14 protein-coding genes are annotated in these 14,147 nt (G+C 74.9%); 8 read left to right on the top strand and 6 right to left on the bottom strand.

Annotated features, from left to right (window positions below):
• Nucleotides 1–4 precede the first annotated feature (4 nt).
• Genes ACFY0K_RS34765 through ACFY0K_RS34755 form a run of 3 tightly spaced genes read left to right on the top strand, consistent with a single transcriptional unit; the run spans nucleotide 5 to nucleotide 3,221 of the window.
• Nucleotides 5–937, top strand: a complete 933-nt coding sequence (locus tag ACFY0K_RS34765) for an ATP-binding cassette domain-containing protein (protein ID WP_390643158.1) — start codon at nucleotides 5–7, stop codon at nucleotides 935–937.
• Entirely contained in the window at nucleotides 934–2,448 is a 1,515-nt protein-coding gene (locus tag ACFY0K_RS34760) for an ABC transporter permease subunit (protein ID WP_390643157.1), read from the top strand. The genes ACFY0K_RS34765 and ACFY0K_RS34760 overlap by 4 nt, the downstream gene beginning before the upstream one ends.
• Complete coding sequence (locus ACFY0K_RS34755) at nucleotides 2,445–3,221, top strand: ABC transporter permease (RefSeq protein ID WP_351956284.1); 777 nt, start codon at nucleotides 2,445–2,447, stop codon at nucleotides 3,219–3,221. Before ACFY0K_RS34760 ends, ACFY0K_RS34755 begins: the two co-directional genes overlap by 4 nt.
• A gap of 22 nt (nucleotides 3,222–3,243) precedes the next feature.
• Here ACFY0K_RS34755 and ACFY0K_RS34750 read toward each other — a convergent pair whose 3' ends face one another.
• On the bottom strand, nucleotides 3,244–3,633 hold the full coding sequence (locus ACFY0K_RS34750) for a cold shock domain-containing protein (protein WP_352360713.1): 390 nt from the start codon (nucleotides 3,631–3,633) through the stop codon (nucleotides 3,244–3,246).
• 204 nt (nucleotides 3,634–3,837) lie between these two features.
• Between ACFY0K_RS34750 and ACFY0K_RS34745 the strand changes: the two genes are divergently transcribed.
• The gene (locus ACFY0K_RS34745) at nucleotides 3,838–4,635 is read left to right on the top strand and encodes an SAM-dependent methyltransferase (protein WP_390643156.1); all 798 of its coding nucleotides are present in this window, start codon (nucleotides 3,838–3,840) and stop codon (nucleotides 4,633–4,635) included.
• Between the two features lie 7 nt (nucleotides 4,636–4,642).
• Here the strand turns inward: ACFY0K_RS34745 and ACFY0K_RS34740 are convergent, their stop codons facing one another.
• The 4 genes from ACFY0K_RS34740 to ACFY0K_RS34725 all read right to left on the bottom strand — a co-directional run bounded on the left by ACFY0K_RS34740 (nucleotide 4,643) and on the right by ACFY0K_RS34725 (nucleotide 8,194).
• Nucleotides 4,643–5,899 carry a hypothetical protein gene (locus tag ACFY0K_RS34740; protein WP_390643155.1) on the bottom strand — a complete coding sequence of 419 codons (1,257 nt, stop codon included), beginning with the start codon at nucleotides 5,897–5,899 and terminating at the stop codon, nucleotides 4,643–4,645.
• Nucleotides 5,896–7,050 (bottom strand): dolichyl-phosphate beta-glucosyltransferase, encoded by a 1,155-nt coding sequence (locus tag ACFY0K_RS34735; protein ID WP_390643154.1) that lies wholly within the window; start codon nucleotides 7,048–7,050, stop codon nucleotides 5,896–5,898. Before ACFY0K_RS34735 ends, ACFY0K_RS34740 begins: the two co-directional genes overlap by 4 nt.
• Nucleotides 7,051–7,134: 84 nt before the next feature.
• A complete protein-coding gene (locus tag ACFY0K_RS34730) occupies nucleotides 7,135–7,677 on the bottom strand; it encodes a hypothetical protein (RefSeq protein ID WP_390643153.1) in 543 nt (180 codons plus the stop codon).
• 10 nt (nucleotides 7,678–7,687) lie between these two features.
• Nucleotides 7,688–8,194, bottom strand: coding sequence for a SigE family RNA polymerase sigma factor (locus tag ACFY0K_RS34725; protein WP_390643152.1), 507 nt, complete (start codon nucleotides 8,192–8,194; stop codon nucleotides 7,688–7,690).
• Between the two features lie 210 nt (nucleotides 8,195–8,404).
• Between ACFY0K_RS34725 and ACFY0K_RS34720 the strand changes: the two genes are divergently transcribed.
• The 3 genes from ACFY0K_RS34720 to ACFY0K_RS34710 are packed head-to-tail and all read left to right on the top strand — an operon-like array spanning nucleotide 8,405 to nucleotide 12,291.
• Nucleotides 8,405–9,781, top strand: a complete 1,377-nt coding sequence (locus tag ACFY0K_RS34720) for a hypothetical protein (RefSeq protein WP_390643151.1) — start codon at nucleotides 8,405–8,407, stop codon at nucleotides 9,779–9,781.
• A 42-nt stretch (nucleotides 9,782–9,823) separates the two neighbouring features.
• Nucleotides 9,824–11,041 carry an AAA family ATPase gene (locus ACFY0K_RS34715; protein ID WP_390643150.1) on the top strand — a complete coding sequence of 406 codons (1,218 nt, stop codon included), beginning with the start codon at nucleotides 9,824–9,826 and terminating at the stop codon, nucleotides 11,039–11,041.
• Nucleotides 11,038–12,291, top strand: coding sequence for a VWA-like domain-containing protein (locus ACFY0K_RS34710; protein WP_390643149.1), 1,254 nt, complete (start codon nucleotides 11,038–11,040; stop codon nucleotides 12,289–12,291). Before ACFY0K_RS34715 ends, ACFY0K_RS34710 begins: the two co-directional genes overlap by 4 nt.
• 44 nt (nucleotides 12,292–12,335) lie before the next feature.
• On the opposite strand, the gene ACFY0K_RS34705 is transcribed toward ACFY0K_RS34710, so the two are convergent.
• Entirely contained in the window at nucleotides 12,336–13,052 is a 717-nt protein-coding gene (locus ACFY0K_RS34705; RefSeq protein WP_390643148.1) for a transcriptional regulator, read from the bottom strand.
• 110 nt (nucleotides 13,053–13,162) lie between these two features.
• Here ACFY0K_RS34705 and ACFY0K_RS34700 point away from each other — a divergent pair, with 110 nt between their 5' ends.
• Nucleotides 13,163–14,131 (top strand): threo-3-hydroxy-L-aspartate ammonia-lyase, encoded by a 969-nt coding sequence (locus ACFY0K_RS34700; RefSeq protein WP_390643147.1) that lies wholly within the window; start codon nucleotides 13,163–13,165, stop codon nucleotides 14,129–14,131.
• Nucleotides 14,132–14,147: the final 16 nt, after the last annotated feature.

The raw sequence follows: 14,147 nt of genomic DNA, 5'->3' as shown, positions 1-14,147 counted from the left end.
GGTCATGGAGACGACGATCGAGGTCAGGGATTTACGCAAGCGCTTCGGGAGCGTGCGGGCGCTGGACGGGATGGAGTTCACCGTCCGGCCCGGCCAGGTCACCGGCTTCGTGGGCCCGAACGGCGCGGGCAAGTCCACCACGATGCGGGTGATCCTCGGCCTGGACCGGCCCGACGGGGGCAGCGCCCTCGTCGGCGGCCGCCGGTACCAGGAGCTGCGCACCCCCTTCACCCACCTCGGGGCGCTGCTGGACGCCGCCGCGGTGCAGCCCGCCCGCACCGCCCGCCACCATCTGCTGTGGCTGGCGCACTCCCAGGGCCTGGGTGCCGGACGGGTCGAGGAGGTGCTCGGCCAGGTCGGCCTGGGGGACGTGGCGCACCGGAAGGCGGGCGGCTTCTCGCTCGGCATGCGGCAGCGGCTCGGCATCGCGGCCGCCCTGCTCGGCGACCCGCCCGCGGTGATGCTGGACGAGCCGTTCAACGGGCTCGACCCGGAGGGTTTCCGGTGGATGCGCGGCTTCCTGGCCGCCCTCGCCGCAGAGGGCCGGGCCGTCCTGGTCTCCAGCCATCTCATGGGCGAACTCCAGGACACCGCCGACCACGTGGTCGTCGTCGGCCGGGGCCGGGTCGTCGCCGACATGAGCGTGCGCGCGCTGCTGGACCTGGTCTCCCGCGGACAGGTCACGCTGCGCACCTCCGCCCGCGCCGACGCCATGACCGTACTCGCCCGCGCCGGTGCCACCGTCAGCTCCACGGCCCCCGACACGGTCACCGTCTCCGGGCTGCCCGCCGAGCGCGTCGTCTCGCTGCTCGCCGGGCGCGGTGTGCCGTTCGCCGAGGTGGCCGCGCACCGCGCCTCCCTGGAAGAGGCGTACATGGAACTGACCCGCGACGCCGTCCAGTACCGCGGGACCCTGCCCGGGGAGGCCGGCCGATGACCACGGCCGCACTCGGCGCGTTCGGGGCGCTGCTGCACGCAGAGTGGACCAAGTTCCGTACCGTACGGGGCTGGTGGGCCAGCTGCGTCGGCGCCGTCCTCCTCGTCTGCCTGGTCGGGCTGCTCGCCACCGCGGCCGGCAACGAGGGCTCCGGCTCGTCCCTCCCGGTCGGCCCCGGCGGCGAGGCGGTCAACGACGACTTCTCGTTCCTGCACCGGCCGTTGACCGGCGACGGCACCATCACCGTCGCCGTGACCTCGCTCGCCGGCGTGATCGGGACCGGTCCCGGCGACACCGGATCCGGGCTCGCACCCTGGGCGAAGGCCGGGATCATCGTCAAGGACGGCCTGACGCAGGGCTCGTCGTACGCGGCCGTCATGGTCACGGGCGGCCACGGGGTGCGGATGCAGTACGACTACACGCACGACGTCGCCGGGGCCGCGGGCGCGGTCTCCGCCCCGTCGCCGGGCTGGCTCCGGCTGCGGCGCTCGGGCGACGTCCTCACCGGCTACCAGTCGGCCGACGGCCGCGCCTGGAGCGAGATCGGCACTGCCCGGCTCGCGGGGCTCCCGGACACCGTCCAGGCCGGGCTGTTCGTGACCTCGCCGTCGGTTGAGCAGGCCACCGCCACCGGTTCCGGCTTCGCGCCCGCGGTGGCCACCGGCACCTTCGACCGGATGACACTGAACGGGGGCTGGGCGGCAGGGAGTTGGCAGTACCGACAGGTGGGTCGTGACGCCGGGGTCTCGGGCAGCTACACCGCCGACACCAAGGGGAAGGCCGTCCGGGCCGGTTCCGGGTACACCGTGACGGGGGCCGGGGACATCGCCCCGGTCGTCGGCGGTCCGGCCGCCAGCGGGGTGCGGAGCATCGAGAACTTCGTCGTCGGCGCGTTCGCCGGGCTCGTCGTGGTCGTGGTGGTCGCCGCCGGATACATCACCGTCGAGTACCGGCGCGGACTGATCGGCCTCACCCTCGCCGCGAGTCCGCACCGCGGCCGGGTCCTCGTGGCCAAGGCGCTCGTGGTGGGCGGGGTCTCCTTCGTCGCCGGCACGGTCGCCGCCGCGGTGATGGTCCCGTTCGGCGGCGCGCGTTCGCGGGCCGGCGGCTTCCCGGTGCTCACCGTGCCGGCCGGCACCGAGGCGCGGGTCGTCGTCGGCACCGGCCTGCTGCTCGCCGCCGCCGCGGTTCTCGCCCTCGGCGTCGGCACGGTCCTGCGGCGCGGCGCTGTCGCCATCACCGTGGTGGTCGCCGGCACGGTCCTGCCCTACCTGCTCGCGACGGCGTCGGTGCTGCCGGACGGGGCTGCCGAGTGGCTGCTGCGGGTCACCCCGGCCGCAGGCTTCGCCGTCCAGCAGAGCGTCGTACGGTACGAGCAGGTGGTGACCGACTATTCGCCCTCGTCCGGTTACTTCCCGCTCTCGCCCTGGGCCGGACTCGCGGTGCTGTGCGGCTACGCGGCCGTCGCGTTCGGCACCGGCGTCGTGCTGCTGCGCAGGAGGGACGCATGAGGCGCGCCTGGCACGCGGAGTGGACGAAGCTGCGCACCGACGCCGGCAACGCCTGGCTCGCGCTGGGCGTGCTGGTGCTGACCGTGGCGGTCGGCGCCGGGGTGGCCATGACCTCCCGATGCGACGCCGCCGACTGCGGCGGTGACCCGGTGCGGCTCTGCCTGACCGGGGTGATGGCGGGGCAGGCCGCGGTCGGGACGGTCGCCGTCCTGTCGGTCGGCAACGAATACGGCACCGGCATGATGCGCACCACCCTCACGGCGGTCCCGCGACGGCTGACCGTCCTGTGCGCCAAGGCCGCCGTGCTCACCGCCGTGACGCTGGCGACCGCGACGGCCGCCGTGCTCGGCTCGCTGCTGGTCGGGCGACTGGTCGGGCCGGGCCGTGGCTTCACCCCGGAACACGGCTACCCGGCCCTGTCGCTGACCGACGGGCCCACCCTGCGGGCCGCGGCGGGTTCCGTGCTCTACCTGGCCCTGATCGGCCTGCTGAGCCTGGGCCTGGCCCTCGCCGTGCGCGACTCGGCCACCGCGATCGGCATCGTGCTGGCCCTGCTGTTCGTCTTCCCGATCCTCGCCCGCGTCGTGGCAGACCCGGACTGGCAGCGCCACCTCCAGCAGTTCGCGCCGATGACGGCCGGCCTGGCCGTTCAGGCGACCGTCGGCACCGACCGGCTGCCCATCGGGCCCTGGCAGGGACTGGGCGTCCTGGCCCTCTGGGCGGGCGCCGCCCTCACGGCGGGCGGCCGGTCGCTCCGCACGCGCGACGCGTGAACCGGCCGGCCGCCGCGGGCGGTCAGCCCTCGATCCAGCCGTGGTTCTTCGCGAACTGGGCGAGTGCGCCCCGGACCCGCACGATCTCCTCGGCGGTGAGCGTGGGCGCCGACGCCAGCAGCGTCTCGGTGACCTCGCGGGTGAACTCGTCCGCGCTGAGCAGGTCGCACAGCGAGTCGTCGTCCGGACCGAGCGTGCGGACGTCGGCGCCGCGGGCGAGCCGGACACCGGACGCCTTCGGACCGCGCTCGCCGGCCTCGATCTCGAACTCCACCGCCACGCCGGGGCGGACGTACGTCTCCGACATCTGCATGTCGTTCACGTGCAGGAAGACGTCCTCGCCACCGCCGTCCGGAGCGATGAACCCGTACCCGCGCGAGCTGTCGAACCGCACCACACGACCACTGACCATGAGAAACCCCCAACCAAACCGGGCCACGTGCCCGGACACCTGGGCCCGATGGTAGTCAGGTCCGGTCCGGCCGGTCGACCCGGCCCGCCCGGCGTGGTCGTCGAGGGCGGAACTCGGTGCGCCGATAAAGAAGTTGATATGGAAAGCTGTCGCCAGCCGTCGGTGAGCCAAGGGGGGCCGGGACGGTCGTCGAGAGGAGCGCACGTGACGCAGGACGGCATCGGGTCCGTGGAGATCGACACCAGCAGGCCGCATCCCGCGCGGATCTACGACTACCTGCTGGGCGGCAAGGACAACTACGAGGTGGACCGCAAGGCCGGTGACCAGCTCGCCTCCGTCGCGCCCGAGGTGTGGACAGCCGTCCGGGCCAACCGCGGCTTCCTGCAGCGCGCGGTCCGGCACGTCGTCGACAGCGGCGTCCGCCAGATCCTCGACATCGGCACCGGGCTGCCCACCTCGCCGAACGTGCACGAGGTGGCCCAGGCGCTGGCGCCGGACGTCCGGGTCGCCTACGTCGACAACGACCCGATCGTGAAGGCCCACGGCGACGCACTGCTCAGCCGGGCCGGCACCACCAGCATCGTCCTCGCCGACCTGCGCGACCCGCAGGCCGTCATCGAGCACCCCGAGGTCCGCCGGATCATCGACTTCGGCGAACCCGTGGCCCTGTTCCTCGTCGCCATCCTGCACTTCGTCCGCGACGAGGAGGAGCCCGAGCGGATCGTGGCCACCCTGCGCGACGCGCTCCCGGCCGGCAGCTTCCTGGTGCTCTCGCACGCCACCGACGACTTCGCCGAGCGCAGCGAGGCCCAGGCCGTCTACAACAACGCGACCGCCTCCATGAACCTGCGCCCCCGGGCCCGGATCGAGCGCTTCTTCGACGGGTTCGAGCTGGTCGAACCCGGCGTCACCCAGGTCCCGTTCTGGCGCCCGGAGACCACCCCGCCGGCCGGCTCGGAGGAGATCGGCTTCTACGGCGGGGTGGCCCTCAAGAAGGCCTGAACCGGCGTCAGGGCACTCCGAGTTCGAACAGGGCGTAGCCCGCGTACGAGCCGGAGGCCAGCGCCGCGATGCCCAGCACGAGGCACAGGCAGGGCAGGCTGACGCGGCGCAGCGCGACCGCCAGGGGGAGGAGCAGAGGGAAGGCGGGCAGCAGATAGCGCGAGACGTTCGCGAAGTACTGCTGGCTGCCCAGTACCAGGGCGAGGGTGAGCACCGTGTGGACGACCAGGACCGCCGGCGGCCGCAGTCGGAGCAGCAGCGGCAGCAGGACCAGGTCGAGCAGCACCACCCCGACCCCGATGACGTCGGCGAAGGGGAGCGCGAAGAGGTAGCCGAAGTGGCCCACGGGGACGGAGGTCAGGACGTCCAGGGTCTGGCTGCCGTAGTCGAACTCGTGCCCCCACGCGCCCGACTGGAGCGTGAAGTAGCCGCCGTAGTCGCCCATGCGGTGGCCCACCCAGCCGAGGTAGCCGAGCAGGCCCAGCGGGGCCACGAGCATCGCGGTCAGCGGCCGGGCGACGCCGTCCTCGCGGCGGCGCAGCGCCAGGACCGCGGCCGGCGCGAGCGCGGCGACCAGGGCCGCGGCGGTGGGCCGGTTGAGGCCGGCCGCGAAGGTCAGCACGCCGGCCGTCAGCCAGTGCCGGGTCAGCACGGCGTACAGGGCCCAGGCGGCCAGGGCCACGTACAGCGAGTCCGAGTAGACCGCCCACTCCACGCCGGAGCCCGGCCACACGGCCCACAGCCCGGCCGCCGCCAGCCCCGCCCGCCGGCCGCCGAACCGGGCGGCGACGGCGAAGATCCCCAGCGCCGCCGCGAACGACGCCACGACCGACACCAGCAACCCGGCACCGAAGGGACCGAGACCGGTGACCTCCATCGCCACCCGCATCAGCGCCGGGTAGAGCGGGAAGAACGCGGCCGAGTTGCCCTGGAGGGTGATCAGCCCGGTCGCGCCGCGGACGGGGACCAGCGCGGGATGGTAGCCGTGCAGGGCGATCTGCTGGTACCACCAGCCGTCCCACGTGCCCAGCACGTCCCAGGTGTGGGCACCGCCGCCGAACCGCGGATGCTTCTTGCGGAAGTCGCCTGCCGAGTCGAGCAGATACATGAAGGACCCGAAGCCGACGAGCTTGAGGACGCCGTACATCGCGAGGACCGGGCCGTAGTGGCGGGCGGTGTCGCGCAGGCGCTGTCCGGGGCCCGGAGGGGTGGTCCCGAAGGCGGCGGGCGGGGGCGGGGCCGCGCTCCTCAGGGGCGTGGTCATGAGGCCGCGGACTCCGTCCGGCGCCGCCGCCCGCCGCAGGCCGACCGGGCGACGGCGACGGACAGGGCGACGAACAGGTGGGCGGCGGCGAGCACGGCGAGTTCCGCGCGGAGTCCGGCGCCGGTGGCCGCGTGCCGCAGGACGGCGAGCGAACCGGCGGAGACGGCCAGCCGGGCGGCCAGGGCGGGCAGAGCGGGCGGCGGAGGCAGCGGGGACCGCCCGAGGACCGGCTGGGCGAGGACCCAACAGATCAGCAGGGACAGTGCGTTGGCCACCTGCGCGGCGGCGGCCGGGCGCAGCGCCGCGTACAGGAGCAGATGGACGAGGGCGATGACCGCGGCGGGGAGCGCGAACGACCGTGACGGCCGCCCCGACGGCAGCGCGCCCCGGGCCAGCGCCAGGCCGACCCGCGCGATGCCGCGCAGATCGGCGAGGGCCGTGGACAGCAGCTCGACCCGGCTGTCCGGGTCGTCCACCCAGTCGACCGGCACCTCGTGGATCCGCAGCCCGGCCCGCTCCGCGATCACCAGCAGCTCGGTGTCGAAGAACCATCCGGGGTCCCGCACCAGCGGCAGCAGCCGCGCGGCGGCGTCCCGTCGAACGGCCTTGAACCCGCACTGCGCGTCCGAGAACCCCACCGACAGGGTGCAGCGCAGCAGGACGTTGTAGCAGCGGGAGACGGCCTCCCGCTTCGGGCCGCGCACCACCCGGGCGCCGGGCGCCAGCCGGGTGCCGATGGCCAGGTCGGAGTGGCCCGAGAGCAGCGGGGCGACGAGCGGCAGCAGCGCCGTGAGCCCGGTCGACAGGTCCACGTCGAGGTAGCCGACGACCGGCGCCGACGACGCCGACCAGGCCGCTCGCAGCGCGCGGCCGCGGCCCTTCTCGGCCAGCCGTATCCACTCCACCTCGGGCAGCTCGGCGGCGAGCCGGGCAGCGATCAGCGGGGTGGCGTCGGTGCTGGCGTTGTCGGCGACGGTGATCCGGAACGGGTAGGGGAACGTCTCCCGCAGATGGGCGTGGAGCCGCCGCACGCTCGGCTCCAGGTCCGTCTCCTCGTTGAACACCGGTACGGCCAGGTCGAGGACCGGCTCGGCGCGGTGCGCCGGGGGCGGCGGCGCCGGTACCGGCAAGATGACTGGCAGGTGATTCATGGCGTTTTTTCGCATTCGTACTCGATTTCGGGGCGTGCCGGAGCCACGCCCGGTGGGGGAGGGGAACGGCTGACAGGTCGCGCTCTACGCGCCGTTCGACGGGTCGGGGGTGTCGGTCACGGGCGCCGACGGCGGGTAGGCGGTGGCGGTGGAGCTCCCGGACGAGCTCTCCGTGGCGCTGCGGGTCGTGCCCGCGTCCGGGGTGGCGCTCGCCGTCGCGGACGAGCCAGAGGTCGGGGTCGGGGTCGACGAGGGGGATCCCCCGCTCGTCGGCGACGGGGTGCTCTCGGGCGCGGTCGTGTTCTCGGGCGGCGGCGAGGTCGTGGCGCCGGAGGCCGGCGCACTGGGCGTCAGGCTCGGCGTCGGTGCCGGACCGTTGGCGGGGCTGGTCGCGGGCCAGGGATGCGGTGCGCTCGGTTCGTCACGGACGTCGGAGTGGGGCCACAGGAACAGGCACAGGCCGAACCCCGCGGCCGTCAGGACGGCGCCCGCCGCCCGCTGGGCCGACCGGACCCGCCGCCGCGCCTGCACACCGGCCCGCAGCCGCTCCCGGTGCCGGGGCTCGAAGGCCGTCGGCTCCCGCTCGTCGTGCATCAACCGCGTCAACTGCCGCTCGAAGTGATCCATGGCCTCTCCCTCACTTCACCGGCTCGATGGCGTCCGCCAGCAGCTCCCGCAGCCGGGCCACCCCGCGCGCCGCGTGCGACCGGGCGGTGCCCACCGGGCAGCCCAGCACCTCGGCGACCTGCCGGTCGGGCAGGTCCTGGTAGTAGCGCAGGACGACCGCGGCCCGCTGGCGCGGGGGCAGCAGCGCCAGCGCGGCCTCCAGCCGGGAACGCTCGGCGACGACCGCCGACATGTCACCGGCCGCCGCGACCTCGGGCAGCTCCTCGACGGGGCGCTCGCCCCACCACCGGCGCCGCGCCGAACGGGCCGCGGCACGGGCCAGGACCTTACGGACGTACGCCTCCGGCGCCTCGTCGGCGACCTTCGGCCAGACGAACCACAGCCGGACCAAGGACTCCTGCAACAGATCCTCGGCCCGGTGCCGGTCGCCACCGGTGAGCAGACGGGCCAGGTGGCACAGGCCCGACCAGCGGGCCGCCACGAACTCGTCGTACTCACCGGCCCGAGCCTGCTCCATTCCCACGGTCCCCGCTCTCGCCGACTGCCTACACCTGGGAAAAGGCCCTGGGGGCGGCGGAACGCTGCACCCTGCCGGGGTGATCCGCGTCACGTGCGGGCCGGGTAGGAAAACGCCTGGCCGATCGGGGCGGGGGCGTCGTATGCTCCCCGCGATGACCACTCACTCTGCTGTCAGATTGGGGGTCCCGTCCACGTCAGGTGAGTGCTGATGGCCACTCACCTCACGTACGGGGACACCCGCCTCTCCCTGTGGCGGCGCGTGCGCGAGTTCGCCGTGCCGCCCGCCATGATCGAGACCGCGACCGCCCGCCGCACCGCCGGGGACTGGGCGGGAGCCTGTGCCGCCGCCGGTTTCGACGTCGACCTCGACCTGCGCGAACTGGCCCGTGCGCGGGGCCGGGACCTCCGGGAACGGATCCGTGCCGACCTGCGCCGGCTGGCGCCCGACCTGCTGCGCTGGCATCTGCCGAGGGTCGCCCCCGACGGGTTGCTGCGGCCGGGCCTGACGATGCCGCTCGCCTGTTACGACACCGGGGAAGGCTCCCTGTGTCTCGTGGTCCGGACCCCGCCCGCCTGGGCGGACGCCGGACAACGGATCGGCCTCGCGCTGTGGGACGGCACGCCGGCCGGGCCCGCCGTCCGGGGCCATCCGCACCCGCACCCCAGCCGGCGGTTCCGCTTCGACCTGCACCGCCATCTGTGGGACGCGGGTGCCGCCGGCGAGCTGCGCACCCGGTCGGGCGCCGACCGGCCCGCGGACGCCGAACGGTTCACCTTCTCCAGCCGACTCCCGCTCTTCGAACGGTCGTTGTGCGCCACGGACCGATGGGCGGACGAGGCGCGGATCGTGCTGGGCGCCGCGGGGCGGGACAGCGGCACCGTCGTCGTACGCCTGGGCGGCCGGCACCGGTTCGCGGTGCGCCTCGCGGCCGACGGGACCGTGACCGCCGGCCCGGACACCGACGCCCGGGCCCCCGGCAGCGGGGCGCGACCCGTCCTGCCCGACGCGGCGACCTGGGTCCTCCCCGATCTGGAACTGCTGCGCGCCGGGCTGGTCGACGCCGGCCGGCTGCATCCGCTGGTCGCCGCGGCGCTCGTTCCCGGGCACCCGCCGGCCGCCCGGGACCCGTACGCCGACCCGGCCCGGCAGCCGGGCCTGGTGGAGTGCCGGGGCGCCCGGCACCGGATCGGCCTGGTCGACGGCGTACTGTCCCCGCTGGACCACGCCCCGGACGAACTGCGGCGCGAGGAGCTCCTGGTGGCGCTCGGCGGGCCGCCACTGCCCTGCCTGCGCGTCATCGACGAGGCGCACCGCCGCCCCGACTGCCTCACCGGCGTCCGCGAACGCCTTGACCACGGGGACCTCGCCGGCGCGCTGGCCGTCGTCGAAGGACTGCTGGGGCCCGAAGCCGTGCTGCGCGACGGGCCGTTGAAGGACGAACTGGAGGCGGCCGCGCAACGCCGGATCGCGTACGGCCTCTACCGGGCAGGCCTCGCCGGATCCCGCACCGGGCCCGTCCGGGCGCGCCGCCGCCGGTCCGTCCACGACCCGCGCCTGGGCCCACGCCCCGCCAACTGGCGCTGACATCAACCCACTTGCCGTCTCACAACCCTCAGGTGATCCCTCATGACCACTCATGCCCCCGACCAACTCGCCGTCGCGGACACCCTGTCGGCGCTGCTCGGCGACTCCACCACCGAACCCCGGCCCGACACCCAACTGGAGGCGCTCACCCTGGCCGTCGCCGCCGACCTGCCCGTCCTGCTGTGGGGCGAGCCCGGCATCGGCAAGAGCGCCGCCCTGAACCGGCTGGCCGAGGCGCTCGACCTGCCGCTGACCACGGTGATCGCCAGCGTCCACGAGCCGTCCGACTTCTCGGGCCTGCCCGTCGTGGGCGACGACCCCGCCGTCCAGGGCGTCCCGATGGCCCCGCCGGACTGGGCGGTACGGCTGGTACAGGCCGGCCGGGGCCTGCTGTTCCTGGACGAGCTGTCCACCGCGCCCCCCGCCGTGCAGGCCGCACTGCTCCGGCTGGTCCTGGAGCGCCGGGTGGGCGCGCTCCGGCTCCCGCCCGGCGTACGGATCGTCGCCGCCGCCAACCCGAGGTCCTCGGCCGCCGACGGCTGGGAGCTGAGCCCGCCGCTGGCCAACCGCTTCGTGCACCTCCAGTGGGCCCATGACCACGAGGTCGTCGTCCGCGGCCTCGGCGGCACCTGGCCCCGCGCTGCCCTGCCGCGGCTCGACCCGGACCGGCTGCCCGCCGCCGTGGACTTCGCGCGCCGCGCCGTGTGCGGCCTGCTCGCGACCCGCCCCACCCTGGTGCACCGGCTGCCGAGCGGCGAGATGCGGCGGGGCGGCGCCTGGCCGTCGCCGCGCAGCTGGGACATGACCCTGCGCCTGGTCGCCTTCGCACACGCCGCCGGTTCCTCCCGGGACGTGCTCTCCCTCCTGGTCAGGGGAACGGTCGGGGACGGGCCAGGGCTCGAACTGCTGGCGAGCGTCGACCGGATGGAACTCCCGGACCCCGAGACGCTGCTCGCCGACCCGGCCGTGGCCGACCTCCCCGAGCGCGGCGACCTGCGCCAGGCCGTGCTCGACGGCGTGGTCGCCGCGGTCCGCGAACGGCCGGACCGGGCCCGCTGGGACGCGGCCTGGGCCCTGCTGGTGCGGGCCCTGGACACCGGGGCCCCCGACCTCGTGGTCGTCCCCGCCACCACCCTGGCCTCGCTGCGCCGGGACGACTGGGACGTCCCGGCGGCGATCGAACGGCTCGCGGGTGCGGTGTCCGTGTCCAGGCGCGCCGACCGGGCCGCCGAACGCGTCGCGGCCAAGGTGCGCCGATGAGCGCCGGTCCGGGCATCGAAGCGGCCGGGGCGCTGGACCTGGACAAGCTCTACGCCGCCCGGCTCCAGGCCGCCCGGGCCCGGCCCTACCTCGCCACGGCCCTGTTCGCCCTGCACGTCGTGGCGGACCGGCAGGTGCCGACCATGGCCGTCGACAAGCACTGGCGGTGCTACGTCTCGCCCGCCTTCGTGGACCGGATGCCGGAGGAGGACCTGGCCGGGGTGTGGGTGCACGAGGTGTCGCACCTGCTCCGCGACCACCACGCGCGCAGCGACCGGGTCGCGAGGGAACGCGGGCTGACCGGGGCCGGTGAGCGGCTGCGGATGAACATCGCGGCGGACCTGGAGATCAACGACGACGCCTACGGCGACGGGCTGGCGCAGCCCCGCGGCGCCGTCCGGCCGCACATGCTGCGGCTGGACGAAGGCCAGTTGATGGAGGACTACCTGCGGCAGTTCCGGCTCGGGCCGCTGACGCAGGACCTCACTTGGCTGGACTGCGGCAGCGGGGCCGACGGCCGCGACCGGGAGTGGGACCTGGGGCCGGACGGTGCGCACGGTCTCAGCGAGCAGGAGCGGGACGGCGTCCGGTTCCGGGTGGCGCAGGCCATCACCGGCCGCCCGGGCAGCACCCCGGACGGCTGGCGGCGCTGGGCCGAAGACGCCTTCCATCCGCCGCAGCCCTGGCGGGAGTTGCTGGGCGCCGCGGTCCGCTCGGCGGCCTCGGCCGCGGGCGCCGGCGACGACTACAGCTACGGCCGCCCGTCGCGCCGCTCGGCCGGGCTGCCCGGCGTCGTCCTCCCGAGCCTGCGCCGGCGCCCGCCCCGGGTCTCGGTCGTCATCGACACCTCCGGCTCGGTCAGCGACGCCGAACTGGGCAGTGCCCTGCTGGAGGTGGCCGCGATCGCCCGCGCCGTCGGCGGCCGCCGGGACCTGGTCTCCGTGCTGTCCTGCGACGCGGCCGCCCGCACCGTGCAGCCGCTGTGCCGGGCGGAGGGCATCGCCCTCGTCGGCGGCGGCGGTACCGACCTGCGCGCGGGCTTCGCCAGGGCGCTGCGGGCGCGGCCGGCCCCGGACGTCGTGGTGGCCCTCACCGACGGGCAGACACCGTGGCCGGCGACCCGGCCGGCCTGCCGGACGGTGGTGGGCCTGTTCCCCCGGCAGCACGGCGGCACGGGGTGGCGGGAGGACGACTCCGACTACGTGCCGGAGGCACCGCCCGCCTGGGCGCGGGTGGTCGAGATCGGGTGAGTGCGCGGCGGGAAGGGCGGCGGTGTGCCGTCAGCCGTCAGCCGTCAGCCGTCAGCCGTCGGCCTTCCCCGCGCCCCTTCGGGGGCGGTTCGTGCCGCGGCAAGGTAGTTGTAGGCGGAGGCGCGGGAGATGCCGAGGCGTGCGGCGATCTGCTGGACCGCGCCGCGCACCGCGAAGACGCCCTGCCGGTCGAGGTCCCGGAACAGCTCCAGCCGTTCCTCGCGGGTGAGTTGGGGCCACGGCTCGGGCCGGCGGAGCCGGCGGGCGTCGACGATCGAGTCCAGGACGGCGGTGATGTCGTCGCCGAACGTGGTGGTCGGCGGTGCCTCGGGGGCAGCGGCGACCCCGGCGAGGCCGCCGACCAGCGCGTGCACCTGGTGCACGGCCGTGACGTCGAGGTTCACGCACAGCGCCCCGAACGCCGTACCGTCCGAGTCGCGCAGCACCATCGTGGACGATTTGACGAGCTTCCCCTCTCTGGTGCGGGTCAGGTAGTTCAGCTCGTCGCGCGCCTCGTCGCCCGCCGCCAGCAGCTTCATGCCGATCTCGCTCATCGACCCGCCGACACCGCGGCCGGTGACCGAGCCGGCGAGGGCCACGACGGAGCGTTCCGGGCGGCGGAAGTCGTGGACGACGACCTCGCAGAAGGCGCCGAAGGTCGCCACGATCCCGTCGACGACCGGGGACAGCGCCGCGATGATCGCGTCCTGCTCGGCCCGCGCCGCGTCCGCGCCGCTCGCTGCTGCCGGTCCGTCTGTCATCGGTGCCCCCGCCGGGATCGGGTCTGGACTTCCAGTCCAGATGATAGACAATAATTCCAGATCGTCGACGCTCATCCGGCGTCCGGCGGCGCCCGGAACGGAGGACGAACATGCCCGACACCCCGCCCGTCACCCTCCAGGACGTGCACGACGCGGCGGCGCGGATCAAGGGAGTGGCCCACCGCACCCCCGTGCTGCGCTCGCGCACCCTGGACGAGCTGGTCGGTGCCGAGGTCTTCCTGAAGTGCGAGAACCTCCAGCGCATCGGCGCGTTCAAGTTCCGGGGCGCCTACAACGCCGCGTCCCGGCTGTCGCCCGCGCAGCTCGCCCAGGGCATCGCCGCCTACTCCTCCGGCAACCACGCCCAGGCCGTCGCCCTCGCCGCCCGTGAACTCGGCACCACCGCCGTCATCGTGATGCCCGAGGACACCCCGCGCGCCAAGCTGGCGGCGACCGCCGGATACGGCGCGGAGATCGTGACGTACGACCGCTACACCGGCGACCGGGTCGCGATCGGCGAGGCCCTCGCCGCCGACCGCGGGCTCGCGCTCATCCCGCCGTACGAGCACCCGCACGTCATCGCGGGACAGGGTACGGCGGCTCTCGAACTCATCGAGGAAGTGGGGGAGCTGGACGCCCTGGTGGTGCCCGTCGGGGGCGGCGGGCTGATTGCGGGCAGCGCCACCGCGGCCAAGGGGCTGCTGCCCGGGATCCGGGTCGTCGGGGTCGAGCCCGAGGCCGGCGACGACACCCGGCGGTCCCTGGCGGCCGGGCACCGGGTGTCGATCCCGGTTCCCCGCACCATCGCCGACGGCCAGGCGGCCGACATCCCCGGCGAGCTGACCTTCTCCCTCAACCAGCGCCTGGTGGACGACATCACACTGGTCTCCGACGACCAGATCCGGGAGGCGATGCGGTTCGCCTTCGAACGGCTGAAGACCGTCGTGGAGCCGAGCGGCGCCAGCGGACTGGCCGCGCTGCTCGCCCACCGGGTGGCGCCGCTGCCGCGCCGGATCGGGGTCGTCCTGTCCGGGGGCAACGTCGGGGCGGAGCGGTTCGCGGAGATCATCGCCGGCTGACCGGGAAACGGGGGCT

Source organism: Streptomyces sp. NPDC001507 (genome assembly GCF_042894765.1).
Classification (GTDB): Bacteria; Actinomycetota; Actinomycetes; order Streptomycetales; family Streptomycetaceae; genus Streptomyces.
The sequence above is the reverse complement of the archived record's forward strand: the minus strand, read 5'-3'. Positions and strand labels throughout refer to the sequence as shown.